Raw genomic sequence first — 15,551 nt, forward strand, 5'->3', positions numbered from 1 at the left:
CTAAATAAAAAAGCAGCGAAAACCGCTGCTTTATTTTTTTAACGTCTAACTAATATACATTGGTATCGATAAATTATTAGCTTATAACGTTGATTCAAATAACTTATATATACGACGATATTCATTTAACCATGAGCTTGGTTGCACAAAACCATGGGGTTCCACAGGATAAATAGCGGTTTCAAAGTCTTGTTTTTCCAGCTCAATTAAACGCTGCACTAATCTTACGGTATCTTGGAAAAACACATTGTCATCAACCATTGGCGCATTAATTAATAACGGTTTTTCTAAACCTTCAGCAAAATAAATAGGCGAACTACGTTCATAGGCAATAGCATCGTCTCCAGGAGTGTTGAGAATATTCGAGGTATAGCCATGATTATAATAAGCCCAGTCTGACACTAAACGTAAAGCAGAGCCCGACGCGAATAAATCAGGTTGAGTGAACATAGACATTAAGGTTAAAAAGCCGCCGTATGAACCACCGTAGGTACCAATACGTTGGCGATCTACATTAGCATTTTCAACTAACCAGTTTACGCCATCTCTCATATCTTCTACTTCTGGTTTACCCATGTGGCGATAAATTGCGGTTCTCCAGTCGCGGCCATAACCCGCAGACGCTCTATAATCCATGTCAATAACCACATAGCCTTGTTGTACTAACATACTATGGAACATGAATTCTCTGAAGTAACCAGACCAACCTAAGTGCGCATTTTGTAAATAACCTGCGCCATGTGTGAACATAACCGCCTTATTCTTAGACGCTTTTTTGTCATAGTTTTTAGGCAAATACACACGAGAGTATATAGGTTCTTTTTGATTGCTTGACGGTATTGCAATTACACTTGGAGCAGCCCAAGGCATTGATAAAAACTTATCTGAAACAGTATACGTAATACGTTTTGCTGAAGTATTACTAGTTAAGTCCTTTACGTATAGCTCTGGCGGCATAGTAACGGTTGAGTGTTGAATAAGTAGCTTACTTTCATCAGGGCTTAACGCATAATCGTTACTTCCGCCCAAGGTAGTTAAGGCAGTAAAGTTGCTCCCGTCAGTATTTACTTGGTAAATATCGTGAACACCTGGATGTACTTTATTCGCTTTAAAAATAAAACGGGCATTATCCTTGGTTAACGTTACATCACTTACTTCAAAGCGTCCTGAAGTTATTTGCTTAGCTTTGCCTTTTAACGATTTAGTATATAAGTGTGAAAACCCTGTTTCTTCTGACAAATAATAAAGTTTATCTTCTAACCAACCAAATTCGTTAAAGCTCCAATTAATCCAAGCGTTGTCATGCAGTCTATGTTGATTTTCAAGTTTATTGCTCAATAAATTTACTGAGGCTAACCAACGGTCTTTGTTATCCCAAGCTTCAAGTAATAGGGCTACTTGCTTACCGTCTTTGTGCCACTTAATGGGTGATGAAGCACGCATTACATGAATATTACGCGGTGACTTCTTCGACTGATAAGTTTTGCCTTCTCGCTGATAATTTTCTTTGCGCACCTCAGCTAAAACATCTTGATCAAAGCCAGGTAAGCTATCAAAGGTTAACGCAAATTTTTGTCCTGATTTTAAGTCTACTAAAAAAAGTTCTTCTTTATACTGGTAGTTATTACCTACGCGAGCACGTACATTTTGCGCATCAATATCACCATTATCGGTAATATAGTTCGGCATGATATCGCTATCTGCTCTCGACGACTTAGCATCAGCAATACTCACAATCATTTTATTACCAAGTGGCGATAAGCTTGCATGAACAATTCGTTTACCTTTTCCAAAGTAAAATTCTGTTTTTGTAATGCTTTGATTTTGCGCTTTTAAACGATCACTTTGTTGTGTTTTTAATGCTTTATTACGTTGCTGAAGGGCAATATACTCAATAAGTTTATTTTGCTCTGTTGCTAAATAGTTTGCTTTATCATCTGCTTTATCTTGGTTATTTGCAGGATCGTTATCACTAAGTAAACTCGCTAATTCAATAATTTGATTATTGCGTAAATCATGTTCGAAGAATTTATTGTTAACACGATAAGCCACATTACCATTGGTTAAAAACATGGCGGAATTTTCATTCGCCGTAGTATGTGTTAATTGGGTTACTTTTCCTGAGCTTAATGTTTTAAGAAAAACATTGCCTTGATAAGTATAAACTTCTTGCGTGCCCGCACTATTTTTTACTGCATTGCGGTCTGATACATGATGAAGTTTATCTAAACTCACTTTTTCTGATTGTGCAGAGTCAGATACTGTTTGACTGAAAAGATCACGTAACGGTGAGCCTTTTTGTTTTTGTGAATAATAAATTGTTTGGCTATCATCTCCCCAATACCAACGTTCTGGAGAGCGCCCCATCCAATCAGGATCAGACATAATTTGTTCTAAAGTAATTTGAATATCAGAAGGATTAACGCTTAATACAGGTTTAACCTCTTTTTCAACAGCAACTGTCGCAACTTCTTGCTTAATAGGCGATATTGCTTCACTTGTACTTTGCTGAGCGTAATTGCTATTTAAAACAGACTCTGGTGTTTGTTCTCCTGTGGAAGTAACAACACATGCAGTAAGCGACAAACTGATAGCTGCAACAATTATTTTAATTTTCATTAGTGTATCTTATTATCAACAATTTTAAGGTGTGGTATTTATACTAAGCCTGTACTGAATAGGCAACAAACAAGTAAAAATCAATGAGTAAAAGCTGTAACAATTTACAAACAGTTACAAGTAAAACAAAAAGGACATCCTAAGATGCCCTTTTATCTTTGTTAACTCATTAAAAGTAAGTTTATTCTTCTTCTACCAAAGTCATTAATGACGTATTACCACCAGAAGCCGTGGTATCGATACTAATGGTTTTTTCAGTTAATAAACGTTGTATTAAATTATCAAAATATTCTGACGTGATCACTGGTAGTATTGCACCTTCACGCTCAGCGAGTTTTTCACTAATATAGTGCTTTCTATCACAAAGACTATCAACCACCACACCTGACAATGCAGGGTGCATTAACATTGCAGATAAATGGCGCAATTTAGCAACCTGGAAGATATTTTTATCTGCCCCCGTTGCTAAAAACTTATCTCTAAACGCAATAGCTTCATCGTAAAATAAATCAGAAACGACTGAAATAACGGTATTACCAGTAGCTAACGCGGTTACAACTGACAAGGTCCAAAAGTGAAAACTTACATTTTTATCCGCAAAACAAATAACATTACCGCGGTTTTCAAGATAAAGTACATTAGACTCACCTGTTGGCCCTGGTAAAATTGTTGGTTTTTTCAGTTGTTTTTCAATACTGATTAATTGCGCTCGTGCGGCTGTTAATGTGCGATTTAAATCCTCTGCTAAATCTTCAACAATATCAACATGCGCAATTTTTGCGAGCAATTGACGTACATAAGAAACCCGGGTGTTTAATTCGGTTAAACGCCAGTCTTTTTCAGCTGCATTCGCTCGATCCATAAATAAAATGGCTTCAGCTTCAGCAACTTCATCACCTTCTAAAGCCTCTGCTTGCGAAGGTAGAACATTAAATTGCTCGGCATCAGGTGTGGCTTTTTCTTTAACCAAACGTGTTAAATAGTTAGGTCCACCGGCTTTAGGGCCCGTACCTGAAAGGCCTCGGCCACCAAACGGTTGAACCCCCACTATAGCACCAATCATATTACGGTTAACATACACATTACCTGCACGAGAAAGCTTAGCTAAATCATAAGCTCTTTGATTAATACGTGTATGAATCCCCATAGTTAAACCAAAGCCAGTGCTATTAATTTTATCTATTACACTTTCAATTTCATCGCCCTTAAAACGTACAACATGCACACATGGACCAAAAACTTCTTTCGTTAATACACTAATGTCGCTAATTTCATATAGTCGTGGAGCAAAAAAGAAATGTTCATTACCAGCAACTTCCTCCCCTATTTCGCATTGATAAAGTAGTTGACCATTAGCTTTCATATAATCGCTATGCGCATTCAAGGCATCAAGAGCTTTTTGATCAATAACAGGACCAATATCAGTGCTTAGTTTTGATGGGTCACCAATGTGAAGTTCAGCTAACGCACCTTTAAGCATAGTGATAATGTCGTCAGCAATATCTTCTTGTAAAAATAACACACGAAGTGCTGAACAACGCTGGCCTGCCGATTGAAAACCTGAAGAAATAATATCATCAACTACCTGCTCAGGTAAGGCAGTAGAGTCAACTACCATGCAGTTTTGACCACCAGTTTCAGCGATCAAAGGCACTTGATCGCCCCCTCGTTCAGCTAAAGTTTGAGAAATTCTTGTACCTGTTTCAGTCGATCCAGTAAACATAACCGTTTGAACACGATTATCAGGAATAATTACACTACCTACTTCGCTACCTCTAGCAATAACGGCCTGAACAACGCCTTCAGGTAAGCCGACAGATTTCATCAGCTCAATCGTATATAAGGCAATTAAGCCAGTTTGCTCTGCGGGTTTGGCTAATACCGTATTACCGGTTGCAATCGCCGCAGCAACTTGGCCTAAAAATATTGCTAATGGGAAGTTCCATGGACTAATACATAAAATAACACCACGCGGCTCTAAGCGTTCATCTTCTGCAAGTTCAACCGCACGTTCAGCGTAATATCGACAAAAATCAACCGCTTCACGCACTTCGTCAATACCGTCTTGTGCAATTTTACCAGCTTCTTTAATGCACATGGCGATAAGCTCATTCATGTGGCGTTCAAGAATATCAGCAATACGACATAATAATTGTGCACGCTCTTCTACGGGTGTTTGTGACCATGTAGTAAAGGCATTTTCTGCAATATCAATCATTTCAAGCATTTCATCTTTACTGTTTAAATGATGAAAACCAATTATTTCACTATGATTTGCAGGGTTTTTAACCGCTAGAGCCCCATCGGGTACGTCATTCTTATTCAGTAAATTATTACAGAACCAGTTATCAAGCGACGTTTTTAATGTTGAAACTTCATCTATATCAGTTAAATCCAAACCTGAAGAATTATCACGGCCTTTACCATTTTTATCATGATACAAAGCGTAAGGCTTAATAATTTGGTTGTTATATCTGTCTTTTAAGCGTTGAGTTTTTTCAACAGGATCTTCAAGTAAAGATTCAACTGGCTGAGATTCATCTACAATGGCATTTACAAAAGAAGAGTTAGCGCCATTTTCTAATAAACGACGTACTAAATAAGCTAATAAATCTTCATGGTGTCCAACAGGTGCGTAAATTCTACATTGAATGCTTTCACCCGAAACGATTTGATCATACAAAGAATCTCCCATGCCATGTAAGCATTGGAACTCAAAGCCTTCTTTGTCATCGCCAGCAAGTTCTACAATAGTCGCCGCAGTATAAGCATTATGCGTAGCGAATTGCGGATAAATGGTATCTCTATAATCTAAAAGTTTATTAGCGCAGGCATGGTACGACACATCAGTAGATGATTTACGAGTAAAAACAGGAAAATGCTTATGGCCATCTTTTTGTGCATTTTTAATTTCAGTATCCCAATATGCACCTTTAACTAATCGCACCATCATTTTGCGATTAACACGTACAGTTAAATCTCGTAGCCATTCTACAACTAAAAGTGCACGTTTTTGATACGCTTGTAATGCAATACCAAAGCCATTCCAACCAGCTAAGTCATTATCACTAAATACCGCTTCGATAATATCAAGGGAAATATCTAAACGCTCAGACTCTTCAGCATCTACCGTTAAACCTATGTTATAGCTTTTTGCTTGTAAACATAACGCTTTAAGTTTTGGTACAATTTCAGCCATTACACGTTCTTTGTGGCTAAATTCATAACGCGGATGAATAGCAGAAAGTTTAACGGAGATCCCCGGTACTCTACGTGGGTCATTCTTACCAGATGCTAATGCGATTGCGCCAATTGTCTCAATTGCATCTTGATACGATTTTAAATATCGCTCGGCGTCGTGCATGGTACGCGCGCCTTCACCAAGCATATCGTATGAATATACATAGCCACTTTGTTCTTTCGTTGCCGCTCGCTCTGTAGCCGCTTCTATGGTTTCCCCCATCACGAATTGTTTGCCCATAATTTTCATGGCAAAGTTCATCGATTTACGAATAACAGGCTCACCTAAACGCCCTACCGTTTTTTTCAATAAGCCAAAACTGTCTTGTTTGCGTTTATCTGCATAATTAACCATCGAGCCCGTAATTAATAATCCCCACGAAGAAGCATTCACAAATAATGATTCACTACTGCCTAGATGAGAACTCCATTTACCTTGCGAAATTTTGTCACGAATTAACGCATCTTGAGTTTTTTTATCGGGTACACGTAATAATGCTTCTGCCAAACACATCAAAACAACCCCTTCCTCACTTGAAAGAGAATATTCGTTTAATAAAGCATCTATAGCGCCATTACCTTCTTGATCTTGGCGAATTTTGAGGACCATTTTACGTGCCCTTTCCCAAGCCCTACTCCTAGCACTCACATTAACTTCTGCCGCAGGTAGAATATAATCTACCGCTGCATTTTCATCGATACGATAAAATTCACGAATTTTCTGACGAATTGGACAGTCAGAGATTAACGAACCATTAAAAAGCATATGCTTGCCCTCAAAATTGCTAGATAGCTACTCAGCGCTATTTTGTTAGATTTACTATCAAATTTAAAGCGTGCATATTAATGTAATACGAACAAAATATGCTACCTTTAATTGCTATTTCTCCGTTTAAAATACCGAATAATTTAACTTTTACCGCAGATTAAACTTTTTGACCCCATTAAACAGAACTAAAATCGACGGTACTTATTCGTTTTTATAACCTTAACTTCCTGTTTTTTCTCGTATTAACAAAGACTAAAAATCGCGTCTATATTCACTGTTAAAAGATACTCAACTTTTCTCGTATAAATACACTATTTTTCACATTATAAATTTTTGCTAACGCTACCATACAAAGCCTTGGTCTTATACCCTTATCGGACTTAAAAATTAGTCTTATACCCGTGTCTCTAATAATGTTATTATACGTCGCCTTAATTTCCATAATGAGTTTAACGTGTCAAAGCCATCACCTTTTATAGAAGCTGACAAAAACCTATTTTCATACCCTTTGTATTGGGCAGAATGTTACGGTACAGCACCTTTTTTACCTATGTCTCGTCAAGAAATGGACGAATTAGGATGGGATAGTTGCGATATTATTTTAGTCACGGGCGATGCCTATGTTGACCACCCCAGCTTTGGTATGGCAATTATTGGACGCATGTTAGAGTCTCAAGGTTTTCGCGTAGGTATTATTGCTCAACCTGATTGGCATTCAAAAGATGCGTTTATGAAGTTAGGACAACCCAATTTATTCTTTGGGGTTACTGCTGGCAATATGGATTCCATGATAAATCGTTATACCGCAGAACGTAGAATGCGACATGACGATGCTTATACACCCAATGATGAAGGTGGAAAGCGTCCTGACCGCGCAGTAACGGTTTATACTCAACGTTGTAAAGAAGCCTATAAAGGTGTGCCTGTTATTATTGGCGGTATTGAAGCAAGTTTACGTCGCATAGCTCATTATGACTATTGGTCAGACAAAGTGCGTCGCTCGGTTTTATTTGATTCTAAAGCCGATCTATTAGTTTATGGTAACGCCGAAAGACCATTAGTAGATATTGCTCACAGAATTGCCAATGGTGATGATGTAAAAGATATTACCGATGTACGTGGAAGTGCATTTATTACCAAACAAGCATTACCTGGTTGGCATGGTATTGATTCTCGCAGTATTGATAAACCGGGGAAAATAGAACCGATTCCAAGCCCATATCAAGAAATAACTAGCAATTGTAGCGATGAAAAAATAGCCGCTGAAAATGAAGCAGACGCAACAGATATAACAAAAGCACCACAGTCAGTTAATATAGTTGACTTTAGCGTGGCTAAACTACAAAACAAATCATGGCAAGATAAGAAAAAACCTTGGTTAACCACGTATATAAATTTACCGACTTTTGAGCAAGTAAGGGACAATAAAGTACTTTATGCTCATGCTTCTCGTATATTTCATCAAGAAGTTAACCCTACATCAGCTAAGCCGCTAGCACAAAAGCATGGCGATAGAATTATTTGGTTAAATCCGCCAGCAAAACCATTATCAGAAAGTGAAATGGATGGTGTTTTTGGTTTACCCTATCAACGCGTACCGCATCCGTCTTACGGTGATGCAAAAATCCCCGCTTACGATATGATCAAAACCTCGATAAATATTATGCGTGGTTGTTTTGGCGGTTGTACCTTCTGCTCAATTACTGAACATGAAGGCAGAATCATTCAAAGTCGAAGTGAAGATTCAATTATTCAAGAAATTGAAGATATTAAAGCTAAAGTTCCCGGTTTTACTGGTGTAATATCTGATTTAGGTGGACCTACTGCCAATATGTATCAGCTTAACTGTAAAAGTGAAAAAGCAGAAGCAACATGCCGTAAGCCTTCATGTGTGTGGCCAACAATTTGTGGACATTTAGATACTGATCACACACCTACAATTAATCTTTATCGACGCGCCAGAAAAGTCAAAGGTATTAAAAAAATACTTATTGCTTCAGGTGTTCGTTATGACCTAGCCATACAAGATCCTGAATATGTTAAAGAATTAGCAAGCCATCATGTAGGCGGCTACTTGAAAATAGCACCTGAGCATACCGAAGAAGGCCCACTCAATAACATGATGAAACCCGGTATGGGAAGCTATAACAAGTTTAAAGAAATGTTTGAGCATTACTCTAAACTTGCCGGTAAAAAGCAGTATTTAATTCCATATTTTATTTCTGCTCACCCAGGCACTACGGATAACGACATGATCAATCTTGCCTTATGGTTAAAAGCTAACGACTTTAAACTTGATCAAGTTCAAAATTTTTACCCTTCCCCCTTGGCAAATGCTACAACGCTTTACCATACGGAAATAAACTCTTTAAAAAATGTGAAAAAAACAAGTGACAGTGTTGTTGTACCTAAAGGTACAATTCAGCGGCGTTTACACAAAGCCATTTTACGTTATCACGATCCTGCAAACTGGCCATTATTACGTGAAGCATTTACCAAAATGGGCCTTGCGCGTAAATTAATAGGCTCAGGGCCAGAGTGTTTAGTACCAAATGAAACGCGCGGCGAAAAGAACCTACAACATTATAAAAAGAATGGTAAAGGTAAAAACAATGCCAGCGGTAACAAAACATCACCAGGACAAAAACGTGGTTATGGTAAAAAGCCGTTAGGCAATGGTAAGCAAGGCTTAACACGCTTTAGTGATAATCAATTTAACGATCGAAAGCCTAAAAGCCAGCGTAAAAGTAAATAACCCTTCTTTTATAACCAAGTAGTACGTTTACTGCTTGGTTATATCTCATCGAAAAGTTACTCAGAGATACTTTGCGTTAGTATTTATTTTTATTCCATCTATACACTCTGGTTAATAACATTAACAAAAGTTAATGTTCTGTCCACCTTGTTGAAATACAGCCTTAAGTATACTTATCCCAAAAGTAATTGTAATTAACTTGGAGTTCTCCATGACCAACCAACCAAAGAAAAGTGCAGCTAAATTAATTTTATCGAGTACTATTATTCTAGCATTAAGCGCATGCGGTAGCAGTGTGTCAAATCACGATAACAGTGGACTAACCGTTTCAGAAAACTTATCAAGTCTTATCATTGGGCAAGTAACTGATGTAACATCAAATTCAATAACGGTAAACGATCATATAATTGCAGCAGATTCAGCAGAAGTTGAAATAGAGGGTAAACTAAGTACTCTTGCTAATATAAAATCAGGAATGATTGTAGAAATAGAAACTAATGGTACATACGCAACTGAAATAGATTATGACCCTGTAATCAAGGGCCCTATTAATATAAAAAACAACCAAGTAAATATCGCAGGTATAACGCTAAGTAACGTAAATAGCAGCGACTATAGTGAAGGGCAATTATTTGAAATAAGTGGCTATAGTGATTCGTTACACTCTTTAACTGTTACCTATCAAGCCCCTATTACAAACAGTCAAGCAGAGCTTGAAGTACAAGGCAGTATTAGTCATTTAAATCAGCAGTTACGAACATTTAATTTGGGTGATTTGATTATTGACTATCAACAAGCTTACATCGAAGGAAGCTTAAACAATGGTCAATCGGTTGAAGTTGAAGGTTTTTATGATAATTCAATATTTACCGCAATCGAAATAGATGCAGCTCAAAGCTTTAGCTTTACCAATAATATGGATACCGAACTTGAAGGTATTATAACCTTTGTTAATAACAATATGAGCTTAATAACACTGAATTCACAATGGCAAATCAGGATTAATGATCACACACAGTTCGAAGACGGCACTATTGCTAATCTTGTTGTTGGACAATTTATTGAGGTTGATGGACTTTGGTTACAAGACGAAAATATATTACTTGCCGAAGAAATAGAGTTTGAATCAACAAAGACAAAGCCCACTTCCACAAGTCACCAGTTTTCGGTTGCTGGTATTATTAGTTACAAACAAGATATAGCAACAATAAATGATATTGAGTTTACATTTAACAGCCAAACTGTATTTGAGGATGGGTTATCAATTAATACCTTAGATGGTCAATGGGTTGAACTTGAAGGTACTTATAATAATGAGCAAAACACCGTAAATGAAGTTGAGCTAGAAGATGATACAAGTGAAATTAGCTTAAGAGGGTTAGTGTCTGAAAATCAAAATCAGCAAGCCACTCTTTGGGGATACATAAGTGAGGATAATTCATTAACGCCATATTTAAATCAAACTGTAAACTTACTATGTCAATGGGTTGCAAGCAACCAAATAAGAGCATGCATTATTGATGACTAAATGACTAAATAAATGTGTTTAGCTTTCTTATTTGGTAAGCTAAACACATTAAAAAAAAGAGCATACTTACATGAAATATATCTTTCTAATCGCCTTATTTTTTTACAATAGCTTATGCTATGCAAGTAGTTCTGCTATCTTTGATAAACTCAATAACGAAAATAAGCCATCACCACAAACTATTTTAAAAAAGATAGAAACCGAGTACCTAAATACAGCGGTTATTGTAGAGTTTGAGCTTGAGTTCGAAAAAGGACAAACCAACTACGAGGTGACACTTTTTGAGCAAAAGTATAATCGGTTTATTGAACTACTAATTGATGTTCAAGGTAAACTAGTTGAGCTTGAATATGCCCCACCAGAACTTGATGAAGACGACGAAGTAGCAGCTGCTAAATTAATGCGTAAAAAAAATTACCGTATGTATCAGCTTGTCCAGTCGATAGACTCATCACAAACTCAATACTTAATTGAAGCTCAACTTGAGCAAGATATGGGCGTAACTTATATGGTTGCCACATTTGTATCGATAAAAGGGCGACATAAAAAAGCTATTGACCTTGCCACAGGTAAAAACTTACCACTACTTCGTTGGGGTAATTAATGAAATTACTTTTGGTTGAGGACGATAAACAAAACCGCGAGTTTTTATACAAAGCCTTTAAGGAACTTGGCTACACAGTAGACACAGCAATAGACGGCCAACAAGCATTATTAATTGCCACATGTGAAGAACATGACGTAATTGTACTAGACAGAATGTTACCAAAATTAGATGGTTTACAGGTTCTGGCCGCGCTTAGAGCAACAGGTAAAACAACACCAGTGCTAATACTATCAGCATTAGACAAAGTAGACGACCGAGTAGCTGGGCTAAAAGCTGGTGGCGATGATTACCTCATAAAACCTTTTGCATTTTCAGAACTAGCCATTCGTGTAGAGAACATAATTAAGCGCCCTTTTCATAATCAACCAGCACAAACCGCATTAAATTTAGCAAACGTAAATCTTGATTTTCGCCTTTATAAAGCCGATGTAGCAGGAAAAGCACTTAACTTACAACCGAAAGAATTTAAACTTTTGCACTTTTTACTCGAGCATAAAAACAAACTCGTCACCCGCACCTTATTGTTTGAGTCGGTATGGGATTATAATTTCGACCCCGGCACAAACGTCATCGATGTGCATATAGCAAGGTTACGTAAAAAGCTATCGCAGATTGGTGCGAAAATACAAATAGAAACAATACGTGGCGTTGGCTATCGCTTACAAGTTGCGAAAAATAATGACTGTTAACGCTCACCTTTGGCAACAATTCAACCCGCGTTTTAGTTCTGTTTGGCGGCTTACACTCGCGTTTGCCACTATTACATCAGTTGTCTTAGTTTTATGCGTTGTCTTTATATATCAACTTCTACTAGGTGAGCAAACACGCCAAGTAGAAAGGCGATTAAACGCTGAGCAAATACGCATTGAAGGGCTTGCTAATAAATTTGATAAAACGTCTTTTTTTCAACAATTAGCAGTATTTCGAGACGAAGGAGATATTTTAATATTTTGGCAAAGTGAGGATGAGCAATTTCAACAATTAAGCTTTTTACCTAATGACATTCCAAAGCTACCAAATACCCTTGAATTCCCTGTGCTCGACACTCAACGCAAACAAATAAGATTACTTACCACAGGTATTGTAAACACCCAACATGGCGATATTGTGATTGCTACAGCTACCGAGTATTTAAGTCATTTAATTTCTGAATTTAAAACGATTGCTACTTGGGCTTGTTTGGTCAGTTTGTTACTTACCTGTGTATTCGGCTATATTTTTGCTCGCAGGCATTTAAGACGCGTTAATTACTTTAATAACGTTGTAGAACAAGTTCAAAAAGGTGATTTATCGGCCCGTATAGCTCACAAAAAACAAGGTGATGAATTTGTAAAACTGGCCAAAAATATTAATACCATGCTCGACACCGTCGAAGAAAACTTTGCCTTAGTACAAGGTATTACCGATAACATAGCGCATGATCTAAAAACGCCCCTCACTCGATTGCGTTTAAAATTAGAGCACCAGGCAGAACAACAACCAGAGCTTGGTCTTGAAATAGAACAACTTGATACCGTATTGCATACTTTTGATGCCATGCTTAAATTAACTCGCCTAGAGCACGGGCAATTTCCCTTAACGCTAGAGCTAATTAATTGCCAAACACTGGTTAATGACTTAATAGACATATTAGAACCAAGTGCACAACAAAATAATCAGCAAATAAAAGTAATCAACCAAAACGATTTTACCCTTCAAAGCGACAAAAACCTACTTTTTCAGGCTTTGTTTAACCTAATCGAGAACGCAATAAAATATGCTGGCAACGGAGCAACTATACAAATAGAACTTACTGGCCATTCTATAAATATTCGAGATAACGGCAAAGGTGTAGCACCTGCCCAATTATCACAACTAACGAAACGTTTTTATAGAGGCGACCCAGCAAGACAAAAAGAAGGGTTTGGTTTAGGCTTAGCAATTGTAAAAGCAATATGTGATCGCCATCAATTTATACTGACACTAACCAGTGACGAATATGGCTTTATTAGTACTATTTCTATAAATGAACACTCTCATCGAGTTTGAAGTATTACATCAAAATGATTTAACATTTAGCTTCTAAATTTCAATGAAGTTTTTAGGCTTAGCAAGCTATCGAATATATCTTCTTTTTAAGGCTTCTTCCGACCGATTATTGACAATTAGCTTACTGATTTCCATTATCACGCTCCTACAAGTAATCTATTTCAACACTAAGCATTTAACAAATTGAGGCTTACTCGCAATTAATAGGTTATAGGGCTAAATGCAACACACAGAGGAATATACCAATCATTTATCTATTTGTTATTAAAGTCATACATATTCAGGTATAATCGCGCGCATTATTTCTAGGTCAGTTTCATAGGTAGGCTTTATTCATGCTAAGTGCTAACAACATCACTCAACAATTTGGTGCAAAACCATTGTTTGAAAATATCTCTCAAAAATTTGGTGGTGGTAATCGCTACGGTCTTATTGGCGCAAATGGTTGCGGCAAATCTACTTTCATGAAAATTCTAGGTGGTGACTTAGAACAAACAAGCGGCAATGTTAGTTTAGATCCTAACGAACGCATTGGTAAATTACGTCAAGACCAATTCGCTTTTGAAGAATATTCAGTGGTTGATACCGTAATTATGGGTCATACCGAATTATGGGCGGTTAAAGAAGAACGTGATCGTATTTATGCATTACCTGAAATGACAGAAGAAGATGGAATGCGCGCGGGCGATTTAGAATCTGAATATGCAGAAATGGACGGTTATACCGCCGAAAGTCGCGCGGGTGAATTATTAATGGGTGTCGGCATTCCTGTTGAACAACACTTTGGATTAATGAGTGATGTAGCCCCAGGTTGGAAACTACGTGTATTACTTGCACAAGCGCTATTTTCAGATCCAGATATTTTATTACTAGACGAGCCAACCAACAACTTAGATATTCATACGATTCAATGGCTAGAAGAAATATTAAACGAACGTGATTCCACTATGATCATTATTTCGCATGATCGCCATTTTTTAAATAGTGTTTGCACACATATGGCCGATTTAGATTACGGCGAATTACGTGTATTCCCAGGTAATTACGATGAGTATATGCTGGCATCTACGCAAGCAAGAGCACAACTACTTGCAGATAACGCCAAGAAAAAAGCACAAATAGGTGAATTACAAGCCTTTGTTGCGCGTTTCTCGGCTAATGCATCAAAAGCTAAGCAAGCAACCTCACGCGCCAAGCAAATTGATAAAATTCAATTAGCAGAAGTTAAAGCTTCAAGTCGTGTTAATCCTTTTATTCGTTTTGAACAAGAGAAAAAGCTATTTCGCAACGCGCTAGTATTAGACAATATTAATAAAAGCTTTGATGATAATCATGTACTTAAAGATATGTCATTAATGGTTGAAGTGGGTGAACGTGTTGCTGTTATTGGTGAAAATGGTATTGGTAAAACAACCTTTTTACGTATGTTAATGAATGAAGCAGAGTACCAACCAACCTCAGGTGAATTTACATGGTCTGAAAATGTGAATATTGGTTACTACGCGCAAGATCATGCACATGAATTTGAAAATGACATGACATTATTTGAATGGATGAGCCAGTGGCGCCAACCAACCGATGATGAACAAACCATTCGTGGCTATTTAGGCCGTTTATTATTTTCAGCTGACGATATTAAAAAATCAGTTAAGGTGCTTTCAGGTGGTGAACAAGGTCGTATGCTATTTGGTAAAATAATGATGCAACGCCCTAATATTCTAGTAATGGATGAACCAACAAACCACATGGATATGGAATCAATTGAATCATTAAATATGGCGATGGAGCAATTTGAAGGTACCATTATTTTTGTCAGTCATGATCGTGAATTTGTGTCTAGTTTAGCAACCCGCATTATCGAATTAGAAAAAAATGGTTATCAAGACTTTGCTGGTAACTACGATGAGTATCTAGCATCTCAAGCTAAGTAACCTAATCAATTTCTAAGCCCGTTCAAAATAGCGTTTGCATATTTAATTAATACCAAACGCTATTATTATTAAAT

The 15,551-nt window shown here is 37.2% G+C and carries 8 protein-coding genes; 6 read left to right on the plus strand and 2 right to left on the minus strand.

The genetic code is table 11. The annotated features are described in order from the left end of the window. Positions 1-81 precede the first annotated feature (81 nt). Both IE155_RS17140 and putA read right to left on the minus strand, forming a co-directional pair. Entirely contained in the window at positions 82-2,619 is a 2,538-nt protein-coding gene (locus IE155_RS17140; protein ID WP_189379478.1) for a S9 family peptidase, read from the minus strand. Positions 2,620-2,800: 181 nt separating this feature from the next. Beyond that, the gene (putA, locus tag IE155_RS17145; RefSeq protein WP_189379479.1) at positions 2,801-6,625 is read right to left on the minus strand and encodes a bifunctional proline dehydrogenase/L-glutamate gamma-semialdehyde dehydrogenase PutA; all 3,825 of its coding nucleotides are present in this window, start codon (positions 6,623-6,625) and stop codon (positions 2,801-2,803) included. A 553-nt stretch (positions 6,626-7,178) separates the two neighbouring features. Between putA and IE155_RS17150 the strand changes: the two genes are divergently transcribed. The 6 genes from IE155_RS17150 (at position 7,179) to IE155_RS17175 (ending at position 15,477) form a co-directional block, all read left to right on the plus strand. Then, the gene (locus IE155_RS17150; RefSeq protein ID WP_229817433.1) at positions 7,179-9,383 is read left to right on the plus strand and encodes a YgiQ family radical SAM protein; all 2,205 of its coding nucleotides are present in this window, start codon (positions 7,179-7,181) and stop codon (positions 9,381-9,383) included. Between the two features lie 211 nt (positions 9,384-9,594). Next, positions 9,595-10,911, plus strand: coding sequence for a DUF5666 domain-containing protein (locus IE155_RS17155; RefSeq protein ID WP_189379480.1), 1,317 nt, complete (start codon positions 9,595-9,597; stop codon positions 10,909-10,911). A gap of 70 nt (positions 10,912-10,981) precedes the next feature. Next, positions 10,982-11,515 carry a hypothetical protein gene (locus IE155_RS17160; protein WP_189379481.1) on the plus strand — a complete coding sequence of 178 codons (534 nt, stop codon included), beginning with the start codon at positions 10,982-10,984 and terminating at the stop codon, positions 11,513-11,515. Continuing rightward, the gene (locus IE155_RS17165; protein WP_189379482.1) at positions 11,515-12,207 is read left to right on the plus strand and encodes a response regulator transcription factor; all 693 of its coding nucleotides are present in this window, start codon (positions 11,515-11,517) and stop codon (positions 12,205-12,207) included. The genes IE155_RS17160 and IE155_RS17165 overlap by 1 nt, the downstream gene beginning before the upstream one ends. Further along, the gene (locus tag IE155_RS17170) at positions 12,197-13,546 is read left to right on the plus strand and encodes an ATP-binding protein (RefSeq protein WP_189379483.1); all 1,350 of its coding nucleotides are present in this window, start codon (positions 12,197-12,199) and stop codon (positions 13,544-13,546) included. Before IE155_RS17165 ends, IE155_RS17170 begins: the two co-directional genes overlap by 11 nt. 335 nt (positions 13,547-13,881) lie before the next feature. Next, positions 13,882-15,477 carry an ABC-F family ATPase gene (locus IE155_RS17175; protein ID WP_189379484.1) on the plus strand — a complete coding sequence of 532 codons (1,596 nt, stop codon included), beginning with the start codon at positions 13,882-13,884 and terminating at the stop codon, positions 15,475-15,477. Positions 15,478-15,551 lie beyond the last annotated feature (74 nt).

The sequence above is a fragment of the Thalassotalea profundi genome (assembly GCF_014653195.1).
Lineage (GTDB): Bacteria > Pseudomonadota > Gammaproteobacteria > Enterobacterales > Alteromonadaceae > Thalassotalea_B > Thalassotalea_B profundi.

Bases quoted from the DNA above. Each gene is read 5' to 3' on its own strand.
- IE155_RS17155 (WP_189379480.1), top strand. From the start codon at position 9,595: ATGACCAACCAACCAAAGAAAAGTGCAGCTAAATTAATTTTATCGAGT.
- putA (WP_189379479.1), bottom strand. From the start codon at position 6,625: ATGCTTTTTAATGGTTCGTTAATCTCTGACTGTCCAATTCGTCAGAAA.
- IE155_RS17170 (WP_189379483.1), top strand. From the start codon at position 12,197: ATGACTGTTAACGCTCACCTTTGGCAACAATTCAACCCGCGTTTTAGT.
- IE155_RS17160 (WP_189379481.1), top strand. From the start codon at position 10,982: ATGAAATATATCTTTCTAATCGCCTTATTTTTTTACAATAGCTTATGC.
- IE155_RS17175 (WP_189379484.1), top strand. From the start codon at position 13,882: ATGCTAAGTGCTAACAACATCACTCAACAATTTGGTGCAAAACCATTG.
- IE155_RS17165 (WP_189379482.1), top strand. From the start codon at position 11,515: ATGAAATTACTTTTGGTTGAGGACGATAAACAAAACCGCGAGTTTTTA.
- IE155_RS17140 (WP_189379478.1), bottom strand. From the start codon at position 2,619: ATGAAAATTAAAATAATTGTTGCAGCTATCAGTTTGTCGCTTACTGCA.
- IE155_RS17150 (WP_229817433.1), top strand. From the start codon at position 7,179: ATGTCTCGTCAAGAAATGGACGAATTAGGATGGGATAGTTGCGATATT.